12 protein-coding genes are annotated in these 14210 nt (G+C 62.9%); 5 read left to right on the top strand and 7 right to left on the bottom strand.

Going from position 1 to position 14210, the window contains the following annotated elements; genetic code table 11:
• The first annotated feature begins 110 nt into the window (after nucleotides 1-110).
• On the top strand, nucleotides 111-854 hold the full coding sequence (hutC, locus tag QA637_RS13660) for a histidine utilization transcriptional repressor HutC (RefSeq protein WP_283061731.1): 744 nt from the start codon (nucleotides 111-113) through the stop codon (nucleotides 852-854).
• Nucleotides 855-885: 31 nt separating this feature from the next.
• Nucleotides 886-3804 carry an aminotransferase gene (locus QA637_RS13655; RefSeq protein WP_283061730.1) on the top strand — a complete coding sequence of 973 codons (2919 nt, stop codon included), beginning with the start codon at nucleotides 886-888 and terminating at the stop codon, nucleotides 3802-3804.
• Nucleotides 3805-3855: 51 nt separating this feature from the next.
• Here QA637_RS13655 and QA637_RS13650 read toward each other — a convergent pair whose 3' ends face one another.
• Nucleotides 3856-4797 (bottom strand): AraC family transcriptional regulator, encoded by a 942-nt coding sequence (locus QA637_RS13650; protein WP_153436513.1) that lies wholly within the window; start codon nucleotides 4795-4797, stop codon nucleotides 3856-3858.
• A gap of 221 nt (nucleotides 4798-5018) precedes the next feature.
• On the opposite strand from QA637_RS13650, the gene QA637_RS13645 reads away from it, so the two are divergent.
• Entirely contained in the window at nucleotides 5019-6065 is a 1047-nt protein-coding gene (locus tag QA637_RS13645) for an NAD(P)-dependent alcohol dehydrogenase (RefSeq protein ID WP_283061728.1), read from the top strand.
• 315 nt (nucleotides 6066-6380) lie between these two features.
• On the opposite strand, the gene QA637_RS13640 is transcribed toward QA637_RS13645, so the two are convergent.
• A complete protein-coding gene (locus QA637_RS13640) occupies nucleotides 6381-6845 on the bottom strand; it encodes an Lrp/AsnC ligand binding domain-containing protein (protein ID WP_136508815.1) in 465 nt (154 codons plus the stop codon).
• A gap of 26 nt (nucleotides 6846-6871) precedes the next feature.
• Nucleotides 6872-8035 (bottom strand): M20 aminoacylase family protein, encoded by a 1164-nt coding sequence (locus QA637_RS13635; RefSeq protein ID WP_153441567.1) that lies wholly within the window; start codon nucleotides 8033-8035, stop codon nucleotides 6872-6874.
• A 179-nt stretch (nucleotides 8036-8214) separates the two neighbouring features.
• Between QA637_RS13635 and QA637_RS13630 the strand changes: the two genes are divergently transcribed.
• Both QA637_RS13630 and QA637_RS13625 read left to right on the top strand, forming a co-directional pair.
• Nucleotides 8215-9300, top strand: a complete 1086-nt coding sequence (locus tag QA637_RS13630) for a D-alanyl-D-alanine carboxypeptidase family protein (RefSeq protein ID WP_153441568.1) — start codon at nucleotides 8215-8217, stop codon at nucleotides 9298-9300.
• Nucleotides 9301-9394: 94 nt separating this feature from the next.
• Nucleotides 9395-10543, top strand: coding sequence for a CobW family GTP-binding protein (locus tag QA637_RS13625; RefSeq protein WP_153441569.1), 1149 nt, complete (start codon nucleotides 9395-9397; stop codon nucleotides 10541-10543).
• Nucleotides 10544-10579: 36 nt separating this feature from the next.
• Here the strand turns inward: QA637_RS13625 and QA637_RS13620 are convergent, their stop codons facing one another.
• The 4 genes from QA637_RS13620 to QA637_RS13605 all read right to left on the bottom strand — a co-directional run bounded on the left by QA637_RS13620 (nucleotide 10580) and on the right by QA637_RS13605 (nucleotide 14184).
• Nucleotides 10580-11092 carry a methyltransferase family protein gene (locus QA637_RS13620; protein WP_234887028.1) on the bottom strand — a complete coding sequence of 171 codons (513 nt, stop codon included), beginning with the start codon at nucleotides 11090-11092 and terminating at the stop codon, nucleotides 10580-10582.
• Nucleotides 11093-11344: 252 nt separating this feature from the next.
• Entirely contained in the window at nucleotides 11345-11581 is a 237-nt protein-coding gene (locus QA637_RS13615; RefSeq protein WP_153441571.1) for a sulfurtransferase TusA family protein, read from the bottom strand.
• Complete coding sequence (locus QA637_RS13610) at nucleotides 11581-13017, bottom strand: L,D-transpeptidase family protein (protein ID WP_283061727.1); 1437 nt, start codon at nucleotides 13015-13017, stop codon at nucleotides 11581-11583. The genes QA637_RS13615 and QA637_RS13610 overlap by 1 nt, the downstream gene beginning before the upstream one ends.
• A gap of 213 nt (nucleotides 13018-13230) precedes the next feature.
• Entirely contained in the window at nucleotides 13231-14184 is a 954-nt protein-coding gene (locus QA637_RS13605; RefSeq protein WP_153441573.1) for an acetyl-CoA carboxylase carboxyltransferase subunit alpha, read from the bottom strand.
• Nucleotides 14185-14210: the final 26 nt, after the last annotated feature.

The following is a 14210-nucleotide window of genomic DNA, read 5'->3' as shown; positions in this document are numbered from 1 at the left end:
TTGTATATGGAACTATAGGTATTTTGTGGTGGCGCGCAAGGCTAAAATCGACGAAAAGAGTGATTGCCGAGATGGTCGTTGCCTTCATAGGCGTTAATTGGGAGCAGGTGATGACGGCACCGGGGTGGACGAACGACATGGCAGCCTTCGCGCCAGGGCCAGTTCCGCGCTACGAGGCGGTGAAGCAGTTCATTCGCAGCCGGATTGAGAGCGGCGAGTGGCCGGCCAATCACCGGATACCGTCGGAAAACGATATCGTCGCGGATCTCGGCGTCAGCCGGATGACGGCGAACAGGGCTTTGCGCGAGCTTGCGAGCGAGGGCGCGATCACACGGGTGCAGGGGGTCGGATCCTTTGTCGCGGCCCACAAGGGCAGCACGGCGCTCCTCGAGGTCCGCAACATCGCGGACGAGATCCGCGAGCGTGGTCATCGGCACACTTCGCGGCTGACCCTTTTAGAGGAGGAGCCGGCGAGCCCCGAGATCGGCGATGCGCTGGGCGTCCCGACGGGGGCAAGGGTGTTCCATTCGATCATGGTCCATTGCGAGGATGAGGTGCCGATCCAGATCGAGGATCGGTTCGTTAACCCGACGGTCTGCCCGAGCTACATGGCGCAGGATTTCAGCGCCATCACCCCAAACGCCTATCTGACCCTGGTGGCGCCGATCACCCGCACCGAGCAGATTGTCGAGGCCGTATCGCCCAAGCCTTGGGAATGCAAGCTTCTCGCGATCGGCCGCAACGAACCGTGCCTGATGATCCGCCGTCGGACCTGGTCGGAGACGGCGAGTGTTACGACCGCGCGGCTGCTTTATCCGGGCACGCGCTATCGCCTTGAGGGCGTCTCGCAGTGAGGCGGTCCCGCGAACAAACGGGAATTGAAGGATGGACGGAGAAGCGCTCAAGCTCCGCACGCAACTTGCCAGGCCGGATGTTTCGGCCGAGGAGGCGAAACGCGTTCTGTCGGTTGAGTACGACCTTTCCGGCGCGCTGACAGAACTCGGCAGCCAGCAGGATCGAAACTACCGCGTGGATACCGAGGACGGCCGGTTCGTCCTGAAAATCTGCCGGATGGAATATGCGCGGGTCGAACTTGAGGCGCAGAATGCAGCGCTGCATCATCTCGGCGCCACCGCGGGCGCTCCGAAGGTGCCGGCCGTCATCCCGGCGCGGAATGGCGAGGACATCGTCGTCGCCATCGTCCGGGACGTGCCCTATCAGTTCCGGCTGCTCACCTATCTCGACGGTACGCCTTTGACCCGCCGCAAGCATCTTCCGGCGCAAACGGTGGCGGAACTGGGCGATCTCGCCGGAAGGTTGGCTTCGGCGCTCAAGGGGCTGGATCATCCCGGGCTCGAACGCGAACTGCAATGGGACCTGCAACGGGCTGGACCGGTCGCCCTGCAACTGCTGCAGACCATGACCGACGTCGATTTGCGCAAGCGTGTCGCAGAGGCGATGGTCGCCGCCATGCGGCGCGTGCAGCCACTGATGCCGGAGTTACGGGTGCAGGCGATCCACCAGGACGTCACCGACGACAACGTCGTGAGCAGGGTGGAGGGCGGCAGGCTGGTGCCCGAGGGCGTGATCGACTTCGGTGATGTCCTCAAGGGGTGGCTCGTTGCGGAGCTGGCGGTCACCTGTGCGTCGCTGCTTCACCACGCCGACGGCGACCCGTTCTTCATCTTGCCGGCGGTCCAGGCGTTCCACGCGGCATTCCCGCTGACGGATGTCGAGCTGGAAGCGCTCTGGCCGCTCATCGTGGCACGGGCGGGCATTCTGGTCGCAAGCACGGAACAGCAGTTGGAGATCGATCCCGACAACGCCTATGTCCGTGGAAACGCTGCCCATGAACGCGAAATTCTCGATGTTGCGCTGTCCGTGCCTTTCGCTCTGATGGAGCAGGCAATCCGCCGGACGGTGGGGAAGGGGGCGGCACCGACCGTGCCCCTGACGGCCGGCCGGCTGCTGCCGGACATCGAGCCCTCCCGCGTCGGGATCGTCGATCTTTCGCTTCTTGGGCCTCATCTTCCGGCCGACCGCTGGCACTATGAGGACACCGAAGCGCTGCTCTTACAGTCGGCGGCGCGGGCGGCCGGCACCTCCGCCACGCGCTACGGCGAATTCCGCTTGACCGAGACGCGGCTTCTCCAGGCAAGGTCGCCTGCGACCTTCGCCCTGCACGTCGATCTCTGCCTGCACGGGCAAACGGCCGTCCATGCGCCCTTCGCGGGGCACCTCGGGCGGCGCGGCGATAAAATGGTTCTGTCGACCGATGGGCTGCATCTTCATCTGCATGGCATCGAACAGGCCGCCGAAGGTGCGATCGAAGCCGGAGCACCGATCGGCGTCGTGTCCGGCGATCCGCCGGCGCTCGGCTTCATCCGCGTCCAGCTCTCGACGGAAGCGGAGATCGACCCGCCGCCTTTCGCGACAGCAAGCCAGGCGGAAGCCTGGCGGGCGCTTTGCCCGTCGCCCGCCCAAATGCTCGGTTTCGACTGTGATGCGCCTTTGCCGGCGGCAGGCGAGCTGCTTCAGCGCCGGCAACGTCATTTCGCACGGCCGCAAAAGAACTATTACCGGCAGCCGCCGCAGATCGAGCGGGGCTGGAAAGAACATCTCTTCGATGTCGAGGGCCGCGCCTATCTCGACATGGTCAACAATGTCACGATCGTCGGCCACGGCCATCCGCGCCTCTCGGCGGCGGTTGGCCGGCAATGGTCGCTGCTCAACACCAATTCGCGGTTCCATTATGCGTCCGTCGCGGAATTTTCGGAGAGGCTTGCAGAGTTAGCGCCCGATGGACTTGACACGGTCTTCCTCGTCAACAGCGGCTCGGAGGCGAACGACCTTGCGATCCGGCTCGCCTGGGCCCATTCCGGCGCGCGCCACATACTCTCTCTGCTCGAAGCCTATCATGGCTGGACGGTTGCGAGCGATGCGGTCTCGACCTCGATCGCCGACAACCCGCAGGCGCTGACGACGCGGCCCGATTGGGTGCACCCGGTCGTCTCCCCGAACACCTATCGCGGACCGTTTCGCGGGGAAGGTTCGACGGTCGATTATGTTCGTGCCGTGACCGAGAAACTGGAGGAACTCGACGAGAACCGGGTGGGCCTTGCGGGCTTCATCTGTGAAGCGGTCTATGGCAACGCTGGCGGCATCCCGCTGCCGCCCGGATATCTCCAAGCCGTTTATGCCATGGTCAGGAAGCGGGGCGGCGTCTGCATCGCCGACGAGGTGCAGGTGGGTTACGGCCGCCTTGGCCATTACTTCTGGGGGTTCGAAGAGCAGGGTGTCGTCCCGGACATCATCACGGTCGCCAAGGGCATGGGCAACGGCCATCCGCTCGGTGCCGTCATCACGCGGCGCGAGATCGCGGAGGCGCTGGAAAAGGAAGGCTACTTCTTCTCGTCGTCCGGCGGCAGTCCGGTAAGCTCGGTCGTTGGCCTCACGGTTCTCGACATTCTCCACGACGAGGCGCTGCAGGAAAATGCCCGCACGGTCGGCGACCACCTCAAGGCGCGACTGCAGGCGCTTGGCGAGCGCTTTCCGCTCGTCGGCGCGGTCCACGGCATGGGGCTTTATCTCGGCGTCGAGTTCGTCCGTGATCGCGAAACGCTGGAACCCGCGACGCAGGAGACGGCGGCGATCTGCAACCGGCTCCTTGAACTCGGCGTCATCATGCAGCCGACCGGCGATCACCTGAACGTATTGAAGATTAAACCGCCGCTCTGCCTCAGCCGCGAGAGCGCCGACTTCTTCGCCGAGATGCTGGGGCGGGTGCTGGAAGAGGGCTGGTGAACGAGACGCCCGCGCCGGGCGTCCAAAGATACGCGAAGAATCGTCTGGCTCCTAACCCTCGCTCAAAATCTCCGTCTCGCCACCTAAACGCTCGACGAGGCTGCGGCGAACGCGGCCGATATGGCGCGCCGGCGGTTCGCCGAACTGGCGGGAATATTCGCGGCTGAACTGCGACTGGCTCTCATAGCCGACCTGATGGCCAGCATCGCCTGCATCGAGACGCTCTTCCAGCATCAGGCGCCGCGCTTCCTGCAGCCGGAGCTGCTTCTGATACTGCAGCGGGCTCATCGCCGTGATTGCCTTGAAGTGATGATGAAGCGAGGAAACGCTCATGCTGACCCGGCTCGCGAGATCGTCGATGCGCAAGGGGTGCGTATAGTGCTCCTTCAGCCATGCGACGGCGCGGCCGATCTGGTGCGGCTGACTTTCCGCCGTCATCATCTGCCTGAGCCTTACGCCATGCGGCCCGACGAGCAGGCGGTAGAGGAGTTCCCGCTCGATCAACGGCAGAAGGGCGGCAATGTCGTCCGGGCGATCGAGCAGCCGCAGCAGGCGGAGTGCAGCGTCTTCGAGATCTGGTGTTATCTTGCTGACCGTCATTCCGCGCGCGGAGGCCGACGCCTTCGCGGGGCGGCTACCGATCAGATCGACCAGTGCCGGTATCTTTCCGGTATCGATCTGGAACGCGAGGCTCATGTACGGCTCTTCCGGCGACGCATGCGAGATTTGGGAAATGACCGGCAGGTCGATCGAGGTCAACAGGTAGTCCGAAGCGCCGTAGACGATGGTCTCGTCGCCAACTACCACGCGCTTGGCGCCTTGCACGATGATCGCCAGGCTCGGCCTGTAAGCTGCGCAATTCGGCTTCGCTGTGCTTGAATGCCGGTGGACGCTGAGACCCGGCACGATCGTGGCGTGGTCTCCATCCTTGTCGGCGATACGGGCAATGATATCGATCATCTCCTGGCGCGGCGTCTGTCTTGTCGTCGTCATATTCAGCGGCCTTTCCAATATCTTAGGTCTGTGCGGCGTGCCGTTCAGATAGGTTCCCGCCGCAGCCTCGCCACGGCGGCGCCTTCATTCATGCAGAATTGTGCAAAACTTTTGCAGGATCGCACTAACGCTTCGTCGCTCCGGGACAGCATAGTCCGCCCTGTCGCTCGAGGTCCACGCCTCACGAGCGCATCATTTCCCAAGACATCAAGGACAGACCCATGGCTATAGCTAGAGGATATGCGGCGACCGATGCATCGAAGCCGCTGGTACCCTTCACATTCGAGCGCCGCGAACCGCGTGACGACGATGTGGTCATCGACATCAAATATTGCGGCGTCTGCCATTCCGACATCCATCAGGCCCGCAACGAATGGGGCAACTCGACTTTTCCCATGGTGCCGGGCCACGAGATCGTCGGCATTGTGTCGGCGGTCGGATCGAAGGTCACCAAGTTCAAGGTCGGCGACCGTGCCGGCGTCGGCTGTTTCGTCGATTCCTGCACGACCTGCGCCACCCGCGACCTCGATCTGGAGCATTACCTACCCGGCCTGGTCGTCACCTATAACGGCGTCGAGGCCGACGGCAAGACCGCGACCCAGGGGGGTTACTCGGACCATATCGTCGTCAAGGAAGGCTATGTGCTTTCTATTCCCGAGAACCTGCCGCTCGACGCGGCCGCCCCGCTGCTTTGCGCAGGTATCACGCTTTACTCGCCGCTCCGCCACTGGAAGGCGGGGCCCGGCAAGAAGGTTGCAATCGTCGGCATGGGCGGCCTCGGCCACATGGGCGTGAAGCTTGCCCACGCGATGGGCGCCGAAGTTACCGTGCTGAGCCAGAGCCTCTCCAAAAAGGAGGATGGGCTGAAACTCGGCGCGGATCATTATTACGCGACCAACGATCCGGAGACGTTCCAGGCGCTTGCCGGAAGTTTCGACCTGATCATCTGCACCGTTGCCGCCGAGGTCGACTGGAACGCCTATCTCAATCTCCTGAAGGTCGACGGCGACCTGGTGCTTGTCGGCATTCCTGAGACCCCGGTGCCGGTCCACGCCTTTTCGCTGGTTCCGGCGCGGCGCAGCATTTCCGGTTCGATGATCGGCTCGATCAAGGAAACCCAGGAGATGCTGGATTTCTGCGGCGAGCACGGCATCGTTTCCGAAATCGAGACGATCGAGATGGAGCAGATCAACGAGGCCTACGAGCGGGTGATCAAGAGCGACGTTCGCTACCGCTTCGTGATCGACATGGCTTCGCTCAAGGCGTGAACCTTCTTACTGCACCGTATGCCTTGCCGGCCATACGGCGCTATAGAGGGCTGGAGGGGGAATCCGGTTGCGGAAAGCAGCTGTGATACCCCCCTCTGCCCTGCCGGGCATCTCCCCCACAAGGGGGGAGATTGGCAAGTGGCGATGCCGCTTTCCACCAATGGTTCGCCTGTTGGCTCTGGATATCGTGTGCTCGCAGTTATAGGGGCAGGCGATTGCTCCAGCCGATCTCCCCCCTTGTGGGGGAGATGCCCGGCAGGGCAGAGGGGGTGTCGCTGAGCAGTCCGGATATGTCGCTGCTCAGGCCTGCCGCCTTCAGACGAGCGGCAGCGGACCGTCGTTCTTGATCTCTTCCATGACCGCGTAGGTGCGGGTTTCCTTGACGCCTGGCAGCGTCCAGAGCACCTGCCCGAGGAAGTTGCGGTAGGCGGTCATGTCCTCGAAGCGGGTCTTGACCAGATAGTCGAAGCCGCCGGCGACCATGTGGCACTCCAGCACGGCGGGTGCCTGCTTGATGGCGATCGCAAACTGGTCGAAGACTTCCGGCGTCGTCTTGTCCAGCATGACCTCGATGAAGACGAGCAGGCCGAAGCCGAGCTTGTGCGGGTCGAGCCGTGCGCCGAAACCCGAGACGTAGCCTTCCTTCAGCAGGCGCCGCAACCTTTCGCTGGTTGCTGTCGGCGACAGGCCGATGCGGTCTGCGAGTTCGAGATTGGTGATCCGCCCATCCGCCTGCAGAATGTTCAGGATTCTGCGATCCGTCTTGTCGATCTGATGCATTGCCGCCGCCTCCCCGCTTTTGTCTCTCAGGCGGCCAGTCGCGTTTCAGCGAGCTTCACCCAATAGGAAATCCCATGGGGGATTGCCTCGTCGTTGAAGTCGTAGGCCGGATGGTGAAGGCCGGCCGTGTCGCCGTTGCCCATGAAGATGAAGGCGCCGGGGCGGGCGAGCAGCATGTAGGAGAAATCCTCGCCGCCCATCATCGGGTCGAGTGAAGCATTGACCTGGGCGGCGCCGGCAACCGTCGCGGCTGCCGCAAGCGCGTGGCCGGTCTCATCGGCGTGGTTGACGGTCACCGGATAGTTGCGGCCATACCAGACGTTGACCGTCGCACCATAGGCGCCGGCGATGCTTTCGGCGATCTGGCGGATGCGGGCCTCGCCGGTGTCGCGCACCTCCGGCATCAGGGTGCGGACGGTTCCGGCGAGCACCGCCTGTTCGGGAATGACGTTGTGGGCGAAGCCGGCGTTGAACTTCGTGACCGAGACGACGACGGATCCGAGAGGATCGACCGTGCGCGAGGCGATCGTCTGGAGTGCGTTGACGATCTGCGCGCCGATCACGATCGGGTCGATCGTCTTGTGCGGCTGCGCGGCATGTCCGCCACGGCCGTTGATGGTGATGGTGAACTCGTCGGTGGACGCCATGATCGGGCCGACGCGGCTGCCGAAATGGCCGACCGGCATGCCCGGCATGTTGTGCATGCCGTAGACCTCCTCGATCGCGAAACGCTCCATCATGCCGTCCTTGACCATCTCGTTGCCGCCGCCGCCGCCTTCTTCCGCCGGCTGGAAGATGACCGCCACGGAGCCCGCGAAATTGCGCGTCTCGGCGAGATATTTCGCCGCGCCGAGCAGCATCGCTGTATGGCCGTCATGACCACAGGCGTGCATCTTGCCGGCGGTCGTCGACGCCCAGGGCTTGCCGCTCGTCTCGGTAATCGGCAGGGCGTCCATGTCGGCTCTCAGCCCGATCGTGCGGCCGGCGCCAAGATTGCCGCGGATGATGCCGACGACACCGGTTCGGCCGAGGCCGGTCACGATTTCGTCAACGCCGAATTCCTTCAGTTTCCTTTCCACAAAGGCTGCCGTATTTTCCACCGCGAACAGAAGTTCGGGGTTCCTGTGCAGGTGGCGCCGCCATTCGGTGACTTCGTTCTGGAGTTCGGCGGCGCGGTTGAGAATCGGCATAGGGTCGTCCTGTCGGTTCGGGCACTAAGGCGCAGTGGATTGGCGCGGCAGCCATGGATTGGGCTTTGCCATCTCCTCGCCATATAGGCTAAATACCGGGACGAGGCGAGGCAACTGCGGAATTTCGAGGTCGGATTGTGGTGACAGGTGGATTCTTGGGACATGGCCGGGCGAGGGCGATGGGCGTTCTCGCGGGGGCCTGTACGGCATTTCTGGCGGCGGTGCTTCCCGCATCTGCCAATCCGCGGCTGGTCGTCGACATCAATTCACTTAAGGTCTACGAGCATCAGGACATCTTCAAGAGATGGTACCCGGCGTCGCTGACCAAGCTGATGACGGCCTACACGACGTTTCGGGCGATCAAGACGGGACAGTTGACGCTGGAAAGCCCGGTCGTGATGACGAAGAACGCTGCATCCGAGCCGCCGAGCAAGATGTTCTACAAGCCCGGCCAGGCGATGACGCTCGACAGCGCGCTGAAGATGATGCTGGTGAAATCGGCAAATGACATCGCCGTTGCCATCGCGGAAACGGTCGGCGGATCGGAAGCAGCTTTCATCGAGCGGATGAATGCCGAGGCACGCCGTATCGGCATGACCTCGTCGCATTTCATCAATGCCAACGGACTGCCCGGTGAGGGGCAGTACACGACGGCGCGCGACCTCGCCGTACTCGCCATCACATTGAAGCGCGAGTTCCCCGAATATGCTTCCTATTTCGCGCTGGAGGGTTTCACCACCGGCAAGAAGGATTATACCAACTACAACATGCTCATCGGCCGCTTCGATGGCGCGGACGGCATGAAGACCGGCTTTATCTGCGCCTCTGGCTTCAACCAGGTCTCGTCAGCGACGCGCGGTGGACGCAGCGTCCTTTCGGTGGTCCTCGGGGAAGACAGTCTCGGTGCCCGGGCCGACGAGTCCGCACGTCTGTTGCAGATGGCGCTGACGACCAGCGATGCCGGCAAGCAATCGCTGACGCAGATCGCCCCCTATGGCGAGGATCGCGATTTGGTTGCCGACATCAGCAAGGAGATCTGCTCCAAGGCCGCGGCGAAGGTGCGCAGCGAGGGCCGCGACGAAGCCGGCCGCCAGAAGCTGCTTTCTCCCTATATCCACGAACTCAATCGCCCGCTGAAGCTTGCTTTTGCCGGGCTTATCCCCGGCAGCGACAAGACTGCCAAGGCCGGCAGCGATGTCGCGGGGCAGGGTGATGTCGCCGCGATCGCCAACGTGCCGATCCCGGTTCCTCGCCCGACTTTCTAATTCGGATGCGCGGCCTGCGGCTGCATCCCGCGTCTCAAATTTGATTTCGGGACGAATCGACCCGAAGTCAGCGTGATCTAAGACGGAGTCCGCCATGAACGGTCCATTGCCGGTGGTGCCGGTATCAATCCTCACCGGCTTTCTCGGTGCGGGCAAGACGACGCTTCTCAATCGCTTGCTCAAGGATCCCGACCTCGCCGACACCGCGGTCATCATCAACGAGTTCGGCGATGTCTCGATCGACCACCTGCTGGTCGAGGCGTCGAGCGATGGCGTGATCGAGCTTTCCGACGGGTGCCTCTGCTGCACGGTGCGCGGCGAGCTTGTCGATACGCTCGCTGACCTCATGGACCGGATGCAGACCGGCCGCATCAAGCCGCTGAGGCGCGTCGTCATCGAAACGACCGGGCTTGCCGATCCGGCGCCGGTGCTGCAATCCGTGCTCGGCAATCCGGTCATCGCGCAGAACTTCCGGCTGGACGGTGTCGTCACGGTCGTGGACGCGGTCAACGGGCTGCAGACGATTGCGAACCATGTGGAAGCCTTGAAGCAGGTCGCGGTCGCCGACCGTCTCGTCATCAGCAAGACCAAGCTCGCCAATGAGGCGGAGCGCGATGCCCTCTTCGAGCGGCTCAAGGACCTTAATCCACGTGCGCCGTTGATCGACGGCGACACGGACGAGGCCGGCCGTGCGGATCTGTTCGCCTGCGGTCTCTATGACGCGTCGACCAAGGTCGCCGATGTCGGCCGTTGGCTTCAGGACGAGGCGCACGCCGATCATGATCACCATGATCACGACCATGGGCATGACCATGACCATCATCATGGACATCACGATCACCACCATCACGACGTTACGCGCCACGGCTCGGACATCCGGTCCTTCAGCATCGTGCACGACCGTCCGATCGAGCCTATGGCGCTGGAGATGTTCATCGATCTGCTGCGCTCGGCCCATGGCGACAAGCTGCTGCGGATGAAGGCGGTCGTTTCCGTGGCGGACAACCCTGAACGGCCGCTCGTTCTGCACGGCGTGCAGACGGTTTTTCACGCGCCGGAGCGGCTGGCCGCCTGGCCCGATCCTGCCGACCAGCGCACGCGCATGGTACTGATCACCAAAGGCCTCGAAGAAGCCTTCGTGCGCGACCTCTTCGATGCCTTCACCGGCAAGCCGCGGATCGATCGACCCGACGCACAGGCGCTCTCCGACAACCCGCTCGCGGTTCCCGGAGTGAAATTCTAGGCCCGGACCGAAACTCTTGGATGGCTCCGGGTTGATTCACAGCCAGCGGCGGACGCGGCTCCTGTAGCCGCGATAGGCGTCACCGAACTTGCGTTCGAGATAGGCTTCCTCTCGGGCCACCACCAGGTAGCGGATGACGAAGTAAAACGGCACCAGCAGAATGAGGAGCCACAGGCTGTCGAAGCCTACGGCGAGGCCGATCAGGCCGAGAAACATACCGATGTAGATCGGGTTCCGGCTGAAGCGGTACGGGCCCTCTTCGACGATCGTCGTCGTCGGCTGTGTGGTCGGAACATGCGTTCCCGCCCGGCGGAATGTCGTCGCCGCCCAGATCAACAGTGCCAGGCCCGTCAGGAACACGATTGCGCCCAACCAACCGGCCGGCACTGCCGCCGGCAGGAATGGCAGCGGGTGGACCACGTCAATCACGCGCCCCGCCACGACCATCAAGGCCCAGACGATCGGCGGCCGCACCGCCGCGCCGGAACTGTCGTTAAGATTGCCGCCCGCATCGTTCATTGTTGAGCCCGCATTGTTCTCGCGGATCATAGCAAGAATTCCGGCCGCCTTGGAGCGCTGCGGTGTGGGACGCCGAGAGGGCTGAGACCCAGCGAATTGCCCCTCTCCTCGGGTTTAACCCGAGGACAACGGCGCCGCGCGTCCAATCGGGCGCGCAAAGGTCGCTGTAGCACTTTGATTTGCTGCATGTTTTTATCCTTAAATCGATTCCGATTTAAGGGATCATGCAGTAGCCCTCTCCCCGCAAGCGGGGCGAGAGACTTCAGAGGTCGCCGCTTGTCGTCAAGCCTTCTTGCGGATGAGGAAACGATGGCCGCCCTTGGTTGGTGCCGCTTCCTCGAGCCGGTGTCCATCCTCGTTGCAGAAATGCGGAATGTCGATCACCGCGAGTGGATCGGTCGTCTCGATTTCGAGCAGGGTGCCCGGAGCGAGCGTCTGCATGCGCTTGCGCGTCTTCAAAACGGGAAGGGGGCATTTCAGCCCCCTCAGATCATAGACGGTCCTGGGTTCGTCCGGCATCAATTGCCCCAGATCTTCCAGAACGGGCGCTTCTTCGGTTGCTCGGCGGCGGGTTGTTCGGCGGCTGCCTGCGAGTTATCCGCCGGAGCCGCGGCCACCTGTGCGTTGTTTCCGGCCGGCGCGGGTGCCTGCTTCTGGTCGCCTGCCGGCTGCTGGTTTGCCGCGGGCTGCGGTGCAGCCGACTGAGCGGTGGCCGGCTGCTCGGGTGCCTGGACCGCCGGCGCGGGGGCCGCCACCTCCGGCTCGCTTGCAGAGAACAGGTTCCAGAAGGATTTCCTGGCGGGCGCCGGGTGGATGGCGGCCTGCAGAACAGGGCGCTCGATCGGGCTTGCCTGTGGTACCGGAACACTTGCCCCGCCGCGGGTCGCTTTCTCCAGCGCCTCCTTCTGGATCAGCGCCGCCTGCTTGGCTTCCTCGGCCGCCTTCTGGTCGGCGAGCTTCTTTTCGAGGTCGCTCACCTTCATCAGCTTGCCGGCGTCAAGCGAAGTGCCGGTTGGGGCATAGGCGAGCTCGCGGCCTTTGCGCTGGTCGGCGACGATCGCCTTGCGCTCCGCTTCGGTCGGCTCATACCAGACCATGCCTTCGTACTTCTTCAGTGCCTTGTCGTAGTCGCGCTGGTAATCCTTCTCGAAGCTGGCCATCGCCACCTGCAAGGCCGGCGGCGTCGACATGGCGGGGCATTGGCCCATCGGATTGAACGCGCCGTCGCTCTGCTGGTTGAAGACGTACTTCCTCTCGCAGACATTCACTTCCGGCGGGCGTTTGGTCACCTCGAACTGGTCGTAGCCCGTCTTCAGCATCTTCCAGAACTCGATGTTCGGGTTGTCGCGATGGCGGGCCATGTTCTCCGCGGTCATGCGGAAGGGAAAGGCTTGGAGCTGGACGCTTTGCTGGCCGCCCTTGAAGGCGTCACGCGCAAGCGCGAAGATCTCGATGATCTGCTCGTCGGTCATCGAGTAGCAGCCCGACGAAGAGCAGGCGCCATGGATCATCAGATGCGTGCCGGAACGGCCGTTCGCCTTATCGTAGGTGTTCGGGAACCCGGTGTTGATCGCGAGATAGTAATTGGAATTGGGGTTCATCTGGTGCGGGAACAGCGGATAGAACCCTTCCGGCGCCTGCCGGTCGCCTTCCTTCACCTTAGGGCCGAGTTTTCCGGACCACGCGCAGATCTTGTAACTCTTCAGGAGCTGGAAGCGGTTCGCGGTGTTGGCCTTCCAGACTTCGAGCGTGCCTTCTTCCTTGAAGATCCTGAGAGCGATCGGGGACGTCTTCTGCATCCCGAGTTCGCTCATCTTGGCGGTTATCTTGCCGGAGAGTTCATAGTTGGTCTTGCTCTTGACCGAGGAGAGATTGACCGAATCCAGCGTCTCGTTGGTGCAGCCGGCGAGCGCGGCTGCGATAGCGGCGGTGGCGACAAGGTTCCTGAAACGCATCGGCAGAGGCCCGTTAAAAAACACAATCCGTCATTGAGCGCCGCACCCGTCGAGGGGCGGCCTCAACGAATCAGTAAGCGATTATTCTTCACGAAATCTTAACCCTGCAGGATCCCCCTGCGCACGCCGTCTTTCATGACCGCACGAATATGGCCAAGATTTGGCCACAGTTTGATTTCCGGTTGCCGTGCCGGCGTTTTTAATCGCAATGGTTCAGAGATTTCGGCCGATGTTGAGGTATTTCTGCCGACGGTCTGTTCGCAATTCGTCACCGTTGCGGCCGGACAGGTCCCTGAGCGCGTCGGCGATGACGGTCCCGGTGCGGCCGATGACCGACGCCGGATCACGATGGGCGCCGCCGACCGGTTCGGGAATGATACCGTCGATGATGCCGAGCGACTTCAGGTCCTCGGCAGTGATCTTCATGTTGCTGGCGGCTTCCTTGGCGCGCGTTGAATCGCGCCACAGGATCGAAGCCGCGCCTTCCGGCGAGATGACGCTGTAGATCGCGTGTTCCAGCATATAGACGCGGTTGCCTGTTGCGATCGCGATCGCGCCGCCGGAGCCGCCTTCACCGATAACTACGGTCACGATCGGCACCTTGACGTTGAGGCACATCTCGGTCGAGCGGGCGATCGCCTCGGCCTGGCCGCGCTCCTCGGCGCCGACGCCCGGATAGGCGCCCGCCGTGTCGACCAGCGTGATCAGCGGCAGACTGAAGCGGTCGGCCATCTCCATGACGCGGATCGCCTTGCGGTAGCCTTCCGGCCGCGGGCTGCCGAAATTATGCTTGATGCGCGACTTGGTGTCGTTGCCCTTTTCCTGACCGAGGACGGCGACCGGCATGCCGCGAAAGCGGGCGAGACCCGCCTGGATCGCATCGTCGTTGCCAAAGTTGCGGTCGCCGGCGAGCGGCGTGAATTCGGTGAAGAGTTCGGCGGCGTAGTCGAGAAAATGCGGGCGCGACGGGTGGCGGGCGACCTGTGTCTTCTGCCACGGCGTCAGCTTGGAATAGATCTCTGCCATCGCGTCGCGTACACGCACCTCAAGCCGCGCGATCTCGTCGGATGTGTTCACACTCTCATCTTCGCTGGCGAGCTTCTTCAGTTCGAGAATCTTGCCTTCGAGATCAGAGATGGGTTTTTCGAAGTCGAGATAGTTGTGCATGAGATGCGTTTCCGATCAATTTGCGA

It is taken from the genome of Sinorhizobium terangae (assembly GCF_029714365.1).
GTDB lineage: Bacteria > Pseudomonadota > Alphaproteobacteria > Rhizobiales > Rhizobiaceae > Sinorhizobium > Sinorhizobium terangae.
The sequence above is the reverse complement of the archived record's forward strand: the minus strand, read 5'-3'. Positions and strand labels throughout refer to the sequence as shown.

What these genes read in the sequence shown, in the direction of transcription:
- hutC (WP_283061731.1), top strand. Translation starts at nt 111, where the DNA reads ATGACGGCACCGGGGTGGACGAACGACATGGCAGCCTTCGCGCCAGGG.
- QA637_RS13655 (WP_283061730.1), top strand. Translation starts at nt 886, where the DNA reads ATGGACGGAGAAGCGCTCAAGCTCCGCACGCAACTTGCCAGGCCGGAT.
- QA637_RS13650 (WP_153436513.1), bottom strand. Translation starts at nt 4,797, where the DNA reads ATGACGACGACAAGACAGACGCCGCGCCAGGAGATGATCGATATCATT.
- QA637_RS13645 (WP_283061728.1), top strand. Translation starts at nt 5,019, where the DNA reads ATGGCTATAGCTAGAGGATATGCGGCGACCGATGCATCGAAGCCGCTG.
- QA637_RS13640 (WP_136508815.1), bottom strand. Translation starts at nt 6,845, where the DNA reads ATGCATCAGATCGACAAGACGGATCGCAGAATCCTGAACATTCTGCAG.
- QA637_RS13635 (WP_153441567.1), bottom strand. Translation starts at nt 8,035, where the DNA reads ATGCCGATTCTCAACCGCGCCGCCGAACTCCAGAACGAAGTCACCGAA.
- QA637_RS13630 (WP_153441568.1), top strand. Translation starts at nt 8,215, where the DNA reads ATGGGCGTTCTCGCGGGGGCCTGTACGGCATTTCTGGCGGCGGTGCTT.
- QA637_RS13625 (WP_153441569.1), top strand. Translation starts at nt 9,395, where the DNA reads ATGAACGGTCCATTGCCGGTGGTGCCGGTATCAATCCTCACCGGCTTT.
- QA637_RS13620 (WP_234887028.1), bottom strand. Translation starts at nt 11,092, where the DNA reads ATGATCCGCGAGAACAATGCGGGCTCAACAATGAACGATGCGGGCGGC.
- QA637_RS13615 (WP_153441571.1), bottom strand. Translation starts at nt 11,581, where the DNA reads ATGCCGGACGAACCCAGGACCGTCTATGATCTGAGGGGGCTGAAATGC.
- QA637_RS13610 (WP_283061727.1), bottom strand. Translation starts at nt 13,017, where the DNA reads ATGCGTTTCAGGAACCTTGTCGCCACCGCCGCTATCGCAGCCGCGCTC.
- QA637_RS13605 (WP_153441573.1), bottom strand. Translation starts at nt 14,184, where the DNA reads ATGCACAACTATCTCGACTTCGAAAAACCCATCTCTGATCTCGAAGGC.